General features: G+C 59.4%; 13 protein-coding genes and 1 tRNA gene. 9 read left to right on the top strand and 5 right to left on the bottom strand.

Features of this window, described 5'->3' with window-relative positions:
- Positions 1-61: 61 nt before the first annotated feature.
- Positions 62-706, top strand: coding sequence for a glycerol-3-phosphate 1-O-acyltransferase PlsY (gene plsY / locus ACSBQV_RS16890; protein WP_033644590.1), 645 nt, complete (start codon positions 62-64; stop codon positions 704-706).
- Between the two features lie 30 nt (positions 707-736).
- Here the strand turns inward: plsY and tsaD are convergent, their stop codons facing one another.
- Positions 737-1,750 carry a tRNA (adenosine(37)-N6)-threonylcarbamoyltransferase complex transferase subunit TsaD gene (gene tsaD, locus ACSBQV_RS16885; RefSeq protein ID WP_004937199.1) on the bottom strand — a complete coding sequence of 338 codons (1,014 nt, stop codon included), beginning with the start codon at positions 1,748-1,750 and terminating at the stop codon, positions 737-739.
- 325 nt (positions 1,751-2,075) lie between these two features.
- On the opposite strand from tsaD, the gene rpsU reads away from it, so the two are divergent.
- The 3 genes from rpsU (at position 2,076) to rpoD (ending at position 6,175) form a co-directional block, all read left to right on the top strand.
- Positions 2,076-2,291 (top strand): 30S ribosomal protein S21, encoded by a 216-nt coding sequence (gene rpsU / locus ACSBQV_RS16880; protein WP_001144069.1) that lies wholly within the window; start codon positions 2,076-2,078, stop codon positions 2,289-2,291.
- Positions 2,292-2,427: 136 nt separating this feature from the next.
- Positions 2,428-4,176: a DNA primase gene (gene dnaG, locus ACSBQV_RS16875; RefSeq protein ID WP_025304325.1), complete on the top strand. Its 1,749-nt coding sequence runs from the start codon at positions 2,428-2,430 to the stop codon at positions 4,174-4,176.
- A 157-nt stretch (positions 4,177-4,333) separates the two neighbouring features.
- Positions 4,334-6,175, top strand: a complete 1,842-nt coding sequence (gene rpoD / locus ACSBQV_RS16870) for an RNA polymerase sigma factor RpoD (protein WP_099783969.1) — start codon at positions 4,334-4,336, stop codon at positions 6,173-6,175.
- Between the two features lie 55 nt (positions 6,176-6,230).
- Here rpoD and ACSBQV_RS16865 read toward each other — a convergent pair whose 3' ends face one another.
- Positions 6,231-6,683, bottom strand: coding sequence for a nuclear transport factor 2 family protein (locus ACSBQV_RS16865; RefSeq protein WP_099783967.1), 453 nt, complete (start codon positions 6,681-6,683; stop codon positions 6,231-6,233).
- 16 nt (positions 6,684-6,699) lie between these two features.
- Positions 6,700-7,188: a G/U mismatch-specific DNA glycosylase gene (gene mug / locus ACSBQV_RS16860; protein ID WP_099783965.1), complete on the bottom strand. Its 489-nt coding sequence runs from the start codon at positions 7,186-7,188 to the stop codon at positions 6,700-6,702.
- Positions 7,189-7,334: 146 nt separating this feature from the next.
- Between mug and ACSBQV_RS16855 the strand changes: the two genes are divergently transcribed.
- The 4 genes from ACSBQV_RS16855 (at position 7,335) to ACSBQV_RS16840 (ending at position 9,801) form a co-directional block, all read left to right on the top strand.
- A tRNA-Ile gene (locus tag ACSBQV_RS16855) sits at positions 7,335-7,410 on the top strand.
- A 122-nt stretch (positions 7,411-7,532) separates the two neighbouring features.
- Entirely contained in the window at positions 7,533-7,973 is a 441-nt protein-coding gene (gene aac(6') / locus ACSBQV_RS16850; RefSeq protein ID WP_099783963.1) for an aminoglycoside 6'-N-acetyltransferase, read from the top strand.
- Between the two features lie 288 nt (positions 7,974-8,261).
- Positions 8,262-8,903: a YbhB/YbcL family Raf kinase inhibitor-like protein gene (locus tag ACSBQV_RS16845; protein WP_099783961.1), complete on the top strand. Its 642-nt coding sequence runs from the start codon at positions 8,262-8,264 to the stop codon at positions 8,901-8,903.
- 148 nt (positions 8,904-9,051) lie between these two features.
- Positions 9,052-9,801, top strand: a complete 750-nt coding sequence (locus ACSBQV_RS16840) for an AraC family transcriptional regulator (protein WP_197774801.1) — start codon at positions 9,052-9,054, stop codon at positions 9,799-9,801.
- A gap of 13 nt (positions 9,802-9,814) precedes the next feature.
- On the opposite strand, the gene ACSBQV_RS16835 is transcribed toward ACSBQV_RS16840, so the two are convergent.
- A complete protein-coding gene (locus tag ACSBQV_RS16835) occupies positions 9,815-10,531 on the bottom strand; it encodes an HPP family protein (RefSeq protein WP_099783957.1) in 717 nt (238 codons plus the stop codon).
- 162 nt (positions 10,532-10,693) lie between these two features.
- Here ACSBQV_RS16835 and yfcF point away from each other — a divergent pair, with 162 nt between their 5' ends.
- Positions 10,694-11,329 carry a glutathione transferase gene (gene yfcF / locus ACSBQV_RS16830; RefSeq protein ID WP_004937171.1) on the top strand — a complete coding sequence of 212 codons (636 nt, stop codon included), beginning with the start codon at positions 10,694-10,696 and terminating at the stop codon, positions 11,327-11,329.
- 73 nt (positions 11,330-11,402) lie between these two features.
- Here yfcF and ACSBQV_RS16825 read toward each other — a convergent pair whose 3' ends face one another.
- A complete protein-coding gene (locus tag ACSBQV_RS16825) occupies positions 11,403-12,644 on the bottom strand; it encodes an aromatic amino acid transport family protein (RefSeq protein WP_099783955.1) in 1,242 nt (413 codons plus the stop codon).
- Between the last annotated feature and the right edge of the window lie 38 nt (positions 12,645-12,682).

The following is a 12,682-nucleotide window of genomic DNA, read 5'->3' as shown; positions in this document are numbered from 1 at the left end:
AATGTGCGTATTATCCATAGATGTTGCGAGTAAAACGACCATTATTAAACGGAACCGCGTTATGAGTGCTACCGCGCTTGGCATGATTATCTTCGCGTATCTGTGCGGCTCGATTTCGAGCGCGATCCTGGTTTGCCGGATCGCCAGGCTGCCGGACCCGCGTGAACATGGCTCAGGAAACCCCGGGGCGACCAACGTCCTGCGCATCGGCGGCCGGCTGGCGGCGGCGGCGGTGCTGGTGTTCGATATTCTGAAAGGGATGTTGCCGGTCTGGCTGGCCTACAAACTCAATGTGCCGCCGCTTTATCTGGGCCTGACGGCGATCGCCGCCTGTCTTGGGCACATCTATCCGGTGTTCTTCCACTTCCGCGGCGGTAAAGGCGTGGCGACGGCGTTTGGCGCCATCGCGCCTATCGGCTGGGATCTGACCGGCCTGATGACCGGCACCTGGCTGCTGACGGTGTTGCTCAGCGGCTACTCTTCGCTCGGCGCCATCGTCAGCGCGCTGATCGCCCCGTTCTACGTCTGGTGGTTCAAACCGCAGTTCACCTTCCCGGTGGCGATGCTCTCCTGCCTGATCCTGATGCGGCATCACGACAATATTCAGCGCCTGTGGCGCGGCCAGGAAGGCAAGATTTGGGGCAAGTTCCGCAAGAAGAAAAACGACGCGGATGAGGATAACGGCGACCAGCCGAAAGACGAATAACGTAAGGGCCGGATAATCCGGCCCTTTGTTTTATACCGCAGGCAGTTCCGCCAGCGGCCAGCGCGGCCGCACCGACACGCTCAGCTCCGGGTTGGCGCCGCTCTTCAGCCGCACCATGCCGGCATAGGCGATCATCGCGCCGTTGTCGGTGCAAAATTCCGGGCGGGCATAGAACACTTCCCCGCCGCGTTTCTGCATCATCTCCGCCAGTTTGGCACGCAACGTGCGGTTGGCGCTCACGCCGCCGGCCATCACCAGGCGTTTGAAGCCGGTTTGCTCCAGCGCGCGTTTGCATTTGATCGCCAGCGTATCCACCACCGCATCCTCGAAGGCGCGGGCGATGTCGGCACGCGTCTGATCGTCGTTGCCGTTGGAGCGGATGGTGTTGGCGGCGAAGGTTTTCAGGCCGGAGAAGCTGAAGTCCAGCCCCGGACGATCGGTCATCGGTCGCGGGAAGGTGAAACGCCCCGCCGTGCCCTGCTGCGCCATCTTCGACAGCATCGGCCCGCCGGGATAATCCAGGCCGAGCAGCTTGGCGGTTTTGTCGAACGCTTCGCCGGCGGCATCGTCGATCGACTCGCCCAGCAGTTCATATTCACCGATGCCGGTGACGCTGATCAGCTGAGTGTGGCCGCCGGAGACCAGCAGCGCGACGAACGGGAACGCCGGCGGGTTATCTTCCAGCATCGGCGCCAGCAGGTGGCCTTCCATGTGGTGCACCGGTACCGCCGGCACGTTCCAGGCGAACGCCAGCGCACGCCCGACGGTAGCGCCGACCAGCAGCGCGCCTACCAGGCCCGGCCCGGCGGTATAAGCCACGCCGTCGATATCGGCCGGGGTCAGGTTGGCCTCTTTCAGCGCCGCCTGAATCAGCGGCACGGTTTTGCGCACGTGATCGCGGGAGGCCAGTTCCGGCACCACGCCGCCGTAATCGGCGTGCAGCTTCACCTGGCTGTATAATTGGTTAGCCAACAAACCGGTTTGATCGTCATACACTGCAATTCCGGTTTCATCGCAGGACGTTTCTATACCCAGTACTCGCATTACATTTCCCATCATTCACGTGCGGCCGCCAGTCTACCACATTCCGCCGCATTTACCGCCGCTGCGGCGCATCTTGTCACCGGCTTGCGCCTATGTCGATGATTCATCCAGAAAATGCCCGAGCGATTAAACACGAGCATTTTTTTCTGATTAGTCTATAATCAGCGCCCGGTGCAAAATTGCGCACGTTGCGGCAGAGCGACGCGGGTTTCAATTTGCGGTGATGCTTTACAAAGCAGCATCCATTGGAGTAAAATTCCGCACCATTTTGAAAAGGCTGGCGCTTGGCCAGCAGCAAACCGAATTTTATTGAGGTGAGAGGCACATGCCGGTAATTAAAGTACGTGAAAACGAGCCATTTGACGTTGCTCTGCGTCGTTTCAAACGCTCTTGCGAAAAAGCGGGTGTTTTAGCTGAAGTTCGTCGTCGTGAGTTTTATGAAAAACCAACTACCGAACGTAAACGCGCTAAAGCTTCTGCTGTGAAACGTCACGCGAAGAAACTGGCTCGCGAAAACGCACGCCGCACTCGTCTGTATTAATTCTTCGGGGGCAACCCCACCGCGTGAATTTCTGATTTTCAAAATCGCGCAGACCGAGTAGTTGCATACGAAGGCCGTGCTTTCCGAAAGGAATGCGCGGCTTGTTCTCGTTTATAGGCTAATGAAGTAAGGGCTTATGGCTGGACGAATTCCGCGCGTATTTATCAATGACTTGCTGGCTCGCACCGACATCGTCGATTTGATCGACGCCCGCGTGAAGCTCAAGAAGCAAGGCAAGAACTACCACGCGTGCTGTCCGTTCCACCACGAAAAGACGCCTTCATTTACCGTTAATGGCGAAAAGCAGTTTTATCACTGTTTTGGGTGTGGTGCGCACGGCAACGCCGTCGACTTTTTGATGAATTACGACCGACTCGAGTTTGTCGAAACCATCGAAGAGCTGGCGACCATGCACGGGTTGGAAGTGCCTTACGAAGCGGGCACCGGGCCGACCCAGATCGAACGCCATCAGCGCCAGAGCCTATACCAACTGATGGAACAGCTCAGCGCGTTCTATCAACAGTCACTGCAGCAGTCCTCCGGGGCACCGGCGCGCAGCTATTTGCAGCAGCGCGGATTAAGTGACGACGTTATTCGCCATTTCGCCATCGGCTTCGCGCCGGCGGGATGGGACAACGCCCTGAAGCGTTTCGGCCGCGACGCCGACTCGCGCCGCGCATTGAACGATGCCGGCATGCTGGTGACTAACGATCAGGGGCGTTCGTACGACCGTTTCCGCGAACGGGTGATGTTCCCCATCCGCGACAAGCGCGGGCGCGTCATCGCCTTCGGCGGCCGCGTGCTGGGCGACGGCATGCCCAAGTACCTGAACTCGCCGGAAACCGAAGTTTTCCATAAGGGCCGCCAGCTGTATGGCCTGTATGAAGCACAGCAGAATCACCCTACCCTGCAGCGGCTGCTGGTGGTGGAAGGGTATATGGACGTGGTGGCGTTGGCGCAATTCGGCATCGATTATGCCGTCGCCTCGCTCGGAACCTCGACGACGGCTGAACACATTCAGCTGCTGTTCCGCGCCACCGACAACGTCGTCTGCTGTTACGACGGCGACCGCGCCGGCCGCGAAGCGGCCTGGCGGGCGCTGGAAACCGCGCTGCCGTACCTGAACGACGGGCGCCAGCTGCGGTTCATGTTTTTGCCCGACGGCGAAGACCCGGACACCCTGGTGCGCAAGGAAGGCAAAGAAGCCTTCGAACAGCGAATGGAGCAGGCGCAGCCGCTGTCCACTTTCCTGTTCGAAAGCCTGCTGCCGCAGGTGGATTTGAGCAGCCCGGACGGGCGCGCCAAGCTGAGCACGCTGGCGCTGCCGCTGATTACTCAGGTGCCGGGCGAAACGTTGCGCTTGTACCTGCGTCAGGAGCTCGGCAACAAGCTGGGGCTGCTGGACGACAGCCAGCTCGACAAGCTGATGCCCAAGCAGGCTGAAAATGCGAATCCTTATCAGGCGCCCCAGCTAAAACGCACAACCATGCGTATACTGATAGGGTTACTGGTGCAAAATCCGCAGTTGGCTACACTTATCCCTTCGCTGGAAGGGTTGGAGCAGACCAAACAGGCGGGATTGCCGCTGTTCGTCGAACTGGTGCAGACCTGTTTGGCGCAGCCGGGCCTGACAACCGGGCAATTGCTGGAGCTGTATCGCGACAACAAATTCAGCCAGCAGCTTGAAACCTTGGCGACCTGGAACCATATGATCGTTGAGGACATGGTCGAACAGACCTTTTTGGATACGTTGGCCAGCCTGTACGACTCGGTGCTCGAGCAACGGCTGGAAACGCTGATCGCGCAGGCCAGAACGCGCGGACTGAGCCCGGAGGAACGTGAAGAAGTCCGTTCCCTCAACCAGGTTTTAGCGAAGAAAAACTGAATACCAAACGGCTTAAGTGCCGATAATTGCGAGGGCAGAGCCCTGCACAGTGCCGCCATAGTGGGCCGCGGCGATAACGAAAACGCCCCAAATGCTATTGTTGGCGGTTTCGCCGACCGACACCAACCTAAATACTCTGAAGTGTGGATACCGTCTTATGGAGCAAAACCCGCAGTCACAGCTGAAGCTACTTGTCACCCGTGGTAAGGAGCAAGGCTATCTGACCTATGCTGAGGTCAATGACCATCTGCCGGAAGATATCGTCGACTCCGATCAGATCGAAGACATCATCCAGATGATTAACGACATGGGCATCCAGGTGATGGAAGAAGCACCGGACGCCGATGACCTGCTGCTCGCCGAAAACTCGAACAGCACGGACGAAGATGCGGAAGAAGCCGCCGCACAGGTTCTGTCCAGCGTGGAATCCGAAATCGGCCGCACCACCGACCCGGTGCGCATGTACATGCGCGAAATGGGTACCGTCGAACTGCTGACGCGCGAAGGCGAAATCGACATCGCCAAGCGCATCGAAGACGGCATCAACCAGGTGCAGTGCTCGGTTGCCGAATACCCGGAAGCCATCACCTACCTGCTTGAGCAGTACGATCGCGTCGAAGCGGGCGAAGCGCGCCTGTCCGATCTGATCACCGGCTTCGTCGATCCTAACGCGGAAGAGGACATCGCCCCAACCGCGACCCACATCGGTTCCGAACTGTCGAGCGAAGAGCAAGACGACGACGAAGAAGATGAGGATGCCGAAGACGACGACACCGAAGACGACAACAGCATCGATCCTGAGCTGGCGCGTCAGAAGTTCGCCGAACTGCGCGATCAGTATGAAGCGACGCGTCTGGTGATCAAAAAGAACGGCCGCAGCCATGCCAGCGCCGCGGACGAGATCCTGAAGCTGTCTGAAGTGTTCAAGCAGTTCCGCCTGGTGCCGAAACAGTTCGACTTCCTGGTCAACAGCATGCGCGTCATGATGGACCGCGTTCGCACCCAGGAACGCATCATTATGAAGCTGTGCGTTGAACAGTGCAAAATGCCGAAGAAAAACTTCGTCACCCTGTTCGCCGGCAACGAAACCAGCGATTCCTGGTTCGAAGCCGCACTGGCGATGGCCAAGCCATGGTCGGAAAAGCTGAAAGACGTTGCTGAAGACGTGCAGCGCAGCCTGCAGAAACTGCGTCAGATCGAAGAAGAGACCGGCCTGACCATCGAGCAGGTCAAAGACATCAACCGTCGCATGTCGATCGGTGAAGCGAAAGCCCGCCGCGCGAAGAAAGAGATGGTTGAGGCCAACCTGCGTCTGGTTATTTCCATCGCCAAGAAATACACCAACCGCGGCCTGCAGTTCCTGGATCTGATCCAGGAAGGCAACATCGGCCTGATGAAAGCGGTAGACAAGTTCGAATACCGCCGCGGCTACAAGTTCTCGACGTACGCCACCTGGTGGATCCGTCAGGCTATCACCCGCTCCATCGCCGACCAGGCGCGCACCATCCGTATCCCGGTGCATATGATTGAGACCATCAACAAGCTCAACCGTATTTCGCGCCAGATGCTGCAAGAGATGGGCCGCGAGCCGACGCCGGAAGAGCTGGCCGAGCGCATGCTGATGCCGGAAGACAAGATCCGCAAGGTGCTGAAGATCGCCAAAGAGCCAATCTCGATGGAAACGCCGATCGGCGACGACGAAGATTCGCATCTGGGCGACTTCATCGAGGATACCACCCTCGAGCTGCCGCTGGATTCCGCGACTTCGGAAAGCCTGCGTTCCGCCACCCACGACGTGCTGGCCGGCCTGACCGCGCGCGAAGCGAAAGTGCTGCGCATGCGTTTCGGCATCGACATGAACACCGACCACACGCTGGAAGAGGTTGGCAAGCAGTTTGACGTTACCCGTGAGCGTATTCGTCAGATCGAAGCCAAGGCGCTGCGCAAGCTGCGTCACCCAAGCCGCTCCGAAGTGCTGCGCAGCTTCCTGGACGACTAAGTCCGGCTGCCGCATCAAAAACAAAAACCCCGGCCTGCCGGGGTTTTTTTATGCCTCAGAACATGCTGTTGCCGCTGGCGGTCTTTTCCGGCACCGGCTGCGTCACGTCCCAGTGCTCGACGATTTTTCCGGCGCTGTCGAGACGGAAGATATCGACGATCGCCGCCGTCTTGCCGGCTTCGCGTCCGCTGACCTCCACATGCAGGATCACGTAGTCGCCGTCGACGAACGCCTGTTTAATCTCGCTGTGCGAGTTGGGGTAACGCGTTTTCAGCAGCTCGACAAATTGACGAAATCCCTCCACGCCGTCTTGGGCATTGGGGTTATGCTGTTTGTACTGTTCGCCTAAAAACGGCCGCGCCGCCGCAAAATCCTTGTTGTTCAGCCCCTGCCGATAAAACTCCAGCACGTTCTGTTTGTTGCGCGCTTCCTGTGGCGAATGCCCCGCCTGCGCAGCGCCGGTCACCAATAACAGCGCCATCACACAGCCTTTCATTATCGATGTCATCGCATACTCCCTTATGTCATTGCAGCGCCAGGAACAGCTCGTGATAGCTGGCGGTAAGCTGCTCCAGCGTGGCGCGGTTCAATCCGCTGGGGTTGGGCAATACCCACACCTCGGTTTGCCCCAGCATCATCGTCTGCTTGCCCCAGGGCGCGTTTTTCACCCCAAAGGCGGTGGTGAACGCCTGCTTGCCTAAAATCGCCAGCGCGCGCGGCTGGTAGCGCAGGATCTTCTCTTGCAGCGCCTCACCGCCACTGCGCAACTCGTCGCGCGACAGCTCGCTGGCCGCCACCGTCGGGCGCGCCACCAGCGCGGTAATGCCGCAGCCGTTATCCTTCAGCTGCTGCCACTGCTCCGGCGCCAGCTGGCTCTCGGTAAAGCCGGCCTGATGGATCACCTTCCAGAAGCGGTTGCTGCCGTTGGCGAAAGGATAGCCCTGATGGGCGGAAGAAAGGCCGGGATTGATGCCGCAAAACACCACCCGCAGGCCAGGCGCCAGAAGTTCCATGAGTATCGTGAGTCCATTGCAGAGATTTACTGCGGTTATCGCAAAATCCGCCAGCAATTACAACAGGCTAGAACTGTGCAGAAAAGCAACATACGGGCGGGTAACAGTAGACCGCCGCTTAAGGATTCCCTATAATCTCGCGGCTTGGCCCCTTAGCTCAGTGGTTAGAGCAGGCGACTCATAATCGCTTGGTCGTTGGTTCAAACCCAACAGGGGCCACCAAATTTTAGCTGTTTTCACAGCCTTACAAGCCATCCTGTTCGGGGTGGCTTTTTTGTTTCCCGCCGCCGTGCCACACTTCACTTTCGGCATGCCTGATTTATTCCGACTCAAAAGGGCCCCGCATGATCGTCAACTGCGACCACGACAACCTTGATGCCTGGCTGGCTCTGCGCTCGGCGCTATGGCCCACCTGCCCGTTGGAAGAACACCGCGCGGAAATGCGCGAAATATTGGCTTCGCCGCACCACACCGCGTTTATGGCGCGGGGGCTGGATGGCGTTTTTGTCGCCTTTGCCGAGGTCGCGCTGCGCTACGATTATGTCAACGGCTGCGAATCGTCGCCGGTGGCATTTTTGGAAGGGATTTATACCGCCGAACGCGCCCGCCGCCAGGGCTGGGCCGCGCTCTTAATCGCGCAGGTGCAGGAGTGGGCGAAGCAACAGGGGTGCAGCGAGCTGGCGTCGGATACCGACATCGCCAATCTGGACTCCCAGCGCCTGCATGCGGCGCTGGGTTTTGCCGAAACGGAACGGGTGGTGTTTTACCGTAAAACGCTGGGCTGATCAGGCGGCCTTGCTTTGCCGCTGATGCGCCAGCTGCTCGGCGCGCAGCAGCCTCTTCCCCACCAATATTAACCAAACCCCATCCCCATCCAGCGTTTGCCGTGGCACTCTCACCGGCATAGCAGCCGTATCGGTCGCCCATCAACATAAGGCTATCAAATACAATCATAATGAGCGTAATTGGTTCTATTTTGATTGGATTTGTCGCCTTACTTTATTTTGAAAAACTTATAATGGGGACATCACATACCCGCAGATACCGCTCAATAGAACAGGAGATTGGCATTTATGAAACTGACCAGCCAAAGCTTTAAAGAAGGAGAGTTCATTCCCGGTGATTTCGCCTTCGCTGTCCCCGATGCCGCCAACCATGTCGCTTTATCGGCAAATCGCAACCCCCATCTCGCCTGGAGTGAAGTGCCTGCAGGCACGCAGTCTTTCGTGATCGTCTGCCATGATCCCGACGTGCCAAGCCGCGGTGATGATGTGAATCAAGAGGGTCGGGTTGTGCCCGCATCGTTGCCGCGCGTTGATTTCTTTCACTGGCTGCTGCTGGATATTCCGGCCAGTACCGTGGAAATTGCGGCGGGCTCTCAATCGGACGGCGTAACGCCGCGTGGCAAAACCGGGCCAAACGCCCCTTCGGCCTATCGCCACGGCATCAATGACTATACCGGTTGGTTTGCCGCCGACGAGCAGATGAAGGGGGAATATTACGGTTACGATGGCCCATGCCCACCGTGGAACGATACGTTAGTTCATCATTATATTTTCACGGTTTATGCGCTTGCTACCCCCGGTTTGGATGTGCAGGGGCCTTTGACAGGGACTAATGTGAATGCCGCCCTGGCGGAAGCGCCGGTGTTAGCCCAGGCGAGCCTGACGGGGCTCTACAGCCTGAACCCAAACGTAGCGCCGACGGTAAAATAACCGCATGAAGGAGTCGAGCATGAACCGGCACAGTTCCTCCAGGCCAATGAAAACCAGACGCGAGCCAGATGCGAAGCGTTTGCCCTGGTATTCTCCTTCGGGGGCTCCGGTGTCAAGGCGTCGGCTATGCGGGGTGTGTCAGCCGACATTGAAACGCCAGCTGCATACGCCGCAATTCGTCTTCCATGAAGCGACGGTCTTGTTGATCGTGGCCGGCCAGCTCGATATTACAACGGCCTCACACCACTTCTCTCTGGAGAACCCCGGCGAACTGGTCTTGATCGCCCCCAATACCCGTGCAGATTTGGTCAAAACACCGGTCGACATCGATCGGCCTTTTCGCTCGCTATTCCTGACGCTGTCGGCAGAATTGCTGGATACCTTTCACCGAAACCGGCAAGCTTCGGCCCCCATTCGCTATACAGACTACGCGTGTAACACGCTGCCTCTGAACGAAGATCTGTCGGCGACGTTTTATCACGTGATTGAAAGCGTGGAAAAACAGGAAATCAGCGATATTCGCCTGCAATATCGCCTGTTGGACTTTTTGACCGCGCTGGCCGAACGGGGGCATGTTTTCACGCATTTGCCATTGGATAGCGCATCACAGCGCCTGCGCACCTTGATTTTTGAGGCTCCGGAACAAAACTGGACGGCGGAAACAGCGGGAAAAACGTTAGCGATGAGCCCGGCAACGTTGCGGCGGCGTCTTGCCGCCGAACAGACGCGCTTCGAAGACTTACTGATAGACGTCCGTATGCATCACGCCATGATGTTGGTTCAAACCACCCGATGGGATATGACCCGCATTGCAGAAGCCTGCGGCTACAAATCCAGAGCGCGCTTTAGCGAACGCTTTCAAAAGCGTTTTGGTTACGCGCCTTCCGCCATCAGATAAAACGCTGGGCTGATCAGGCGGCCTTGCTTTGCCGCTGGTGCGCCAGCTGCTCGGCGCGCAGCAGGATCTCCTGCAGATCGTCCTCGTCGATATCGAACAGATCTCCCTCCATCAGCGCCTCGTGCAGATCGGCGCGGGTGATGGCAACGGCATCGATCGGCAGATTGGCCGGCTTGGCCTCCGCCGGCGCCAGCGCGTGCGGGTAGCGTCGCCCGGCCAGGTTATTGAACAGAATGGCCAGCACCGCCAGCAGCACCGAGTTCAGCAGCACCGGGTACAGCACAAAGTGATAGCCCATCTGGTGAATGCCGGGGCCGCCGAGGATGGCGGTCAGCGCCACCGCGCCGCCCGGCGGATGCAGGCAGCGCAGCTTGAACATCAGGCCGATGGCCACCGCCGCCGCCACGCCGCAGGCCAGGCCGGGATCGAGGATCAGCAGACCGGCGCTGACGCCCACCGTCGCCGCCAGCGCATTGCCGCCGACGATCGACCAGGGCTGCGCCAGCGGGCTGTTGGGCACGCCGAACAGCAGCACCGCCGAAGCGCCCATCGGCGCGATAAACCACAGGTTCACCTCACCCAAAATAAAGTGGCTGATCCAGCCGGCGAGCATCAGCCCCAAACCGGCGCCGACGCTGGAAATCAGCATCTCTCGCTTGCCCACCGCCAGCGGGTGCGGCCACAGGCGCGCAACTCCCACTCTTACCCGTTCTATCCACTGCGTCTTCATGTTACCCGATACGGCTCAATTCACGTGTTGGCAACAAATATATCACGTCGCGCCAGCGCCGCCGTCCGCCGCGTCATAAAAGAACTTTTAGGCTAACAGATTGATTTTTAGCCTCCCCTCAACAATGATGAATGTTCCCCCCTTAACCCCGAGGAACCGCCGATGTCTCAACCGATCACCGAGCTTTATACCGACAGTGAATTTTTCAGCCCGTACGCCATGTCCGCCTTTGTCGTGCTGACGGAAAAAGGCATTCCGTTCACCGTGAAGCCGGTGGACCTGGCGAAAGAAGAGAACAAAGAGGCGGCCTACGCGGCGCTGTCGCTCACCCGCCGGGTGCCGACGCTGGCGATCGGCGAGTTCCAGCTCTCGGAGTCTTCGGCGATCGCAGAATACCTGGAAGACATCCATCCAGCCCACGCCGTATACCCGCGCGACGTGAAGCTGCGCGCCAAGGCGCGCGAGATCCAGGCCTGGCTGCGCAGCGATCTGCTGCCGATCCGCGCCGAGCGCTCGACCGAGGTGGTGTTCAACAACGGCAAGTTCCCGCCGCTGTCCGAAGCCGCGCAGGAGGCCGCGCGCAAGCTGATCGCCGCCGTGGAAAAGCTGCTGAGCCACGGGCAGGACAATCTGTTCAGGGAGTGGTGCATCGCCGACACCGATCTGGCGCTGATGCTCAACCGGCTGGTGATGCACGGCGATCCGGTGCCGGAGCGCGTGCGCCACTATGCGCACAAGCAGTGGCAGCGCCCGTCGGTGCAGGCCTGGCTGGCGTTGTCGGAAAAACGGCGCGCCTGAGAAAAAAATCGGCGGCCACGACGCCGCCGTTCTCAATGCCGAGAAACAACATCACTGCTTGAGGGAAGGCAAATCACCATCCAGAGGGCAGATAGCCTAACAATGAAGCGATGGCGTACACCGCGCTGGCCAGATACAGCAACACAATGCTGACCTGCAGCAACGGGTGCGTGATCCAGTTGCACTGCCAGCGCGGGGTCTGGTCGCCCTGTTTGCGCGCACCGCGCAGGATCAGCATCGGCATGATCGACAGGATCACCCCGCTGAACACCCCGGCGAAGTAGAGCGCGTTGACGAACGACACCAGCCCGCTGTAGGCCAGCGCGAACGGCGGCACCACCACCAGCAGCAGCACGCCGAAGCGGCGCAGCGGCAGCTCGTCGTTGCCCAGCCGGAACTTGTCGAAGATATTGGTCAGGAAGCTGCCGCCCAATCCCCAGTACGAGGTCAGCATCGCGCACAGCGCAAAGATGTTGGCGGAGAAGAACGCCCACTGCCCCAGCGCCTGGCCCCAGGAAATGGTGGCCACGTCGGAGATGTCATTCAACCCGCTGAGCGCAATCACCGACATCGGCACCGCCGCCAGCAAAATGAACGTCACCACCATGCCGACGATGATCGCCTTCGGCAGTTGCTCCGGTTTGTCGGCAAAGCCGCGCGCCATTTCCGGCACGATGTACTGCGCCGAGAAGCAGAACACCACCACGTTGAACACCGGCACCATATAGCGCCAGTCGCCGTCCAGCAGGTTGCGCATCTGGGTGGTGTCTTTCAGCAGCGTCGCCGCCACCAGCGCGGTCAACATCACCACCATGCCGATGCTGATGAACTTCTCGCCGCGGCCAATCGCTTTCAAACCGAGGTACAGCACGCCGGCGGCGGGCACGAAGAACAGCAGGCTGCCCAGAGCCGGCGAGATGCCGAACAGCGATTGCAGCAGCTTGCCGCTGCCGGTCATATAGGCGGTGAGCGCCCCAACGCTGTTGACGCACACCGAAGCGAACATCAGCCAGGCGCCCAGTCCACCGACGTAGCGCTTCGCCAGCCCGCTCAGCTGCAGATGCGCGCGGGTGCGCAGCGTGGATTCGGCGACGTACAGCATGGTGATGGTGGTCAGGCTTCCCACCAGCACCAGCCAGAACAGCAGCGGCAGAAAGCCGGCCTTGCTGGAGGCGTAGGCGATGGAGAGCACCCCGGCGCCGATGTTGGTGCCGACGATCATCGCCACCCCTTCGAGGAAACTTAACGATTTGGCGGGTGCAGGTGCTCGCACCCCGGCGGCAAGCGCCGGAGAAACAGAGATATTATCAGACATGCATCATCCTTCATCGCCCGGCGACGCTGGCCGCCGGG

Source organism: Serratia sp. B501 (assembly GCF_051172315.1).
Lineage (GTDB): Bacteria > Pseudomonadota > Gammaproteobacteria > Enterobacterales > Enterobacteriaceae > Serratia > Serratia ureilytica.
This window is presented reverse-complemented; position numbering and strand designations above follow the sequence as displayed.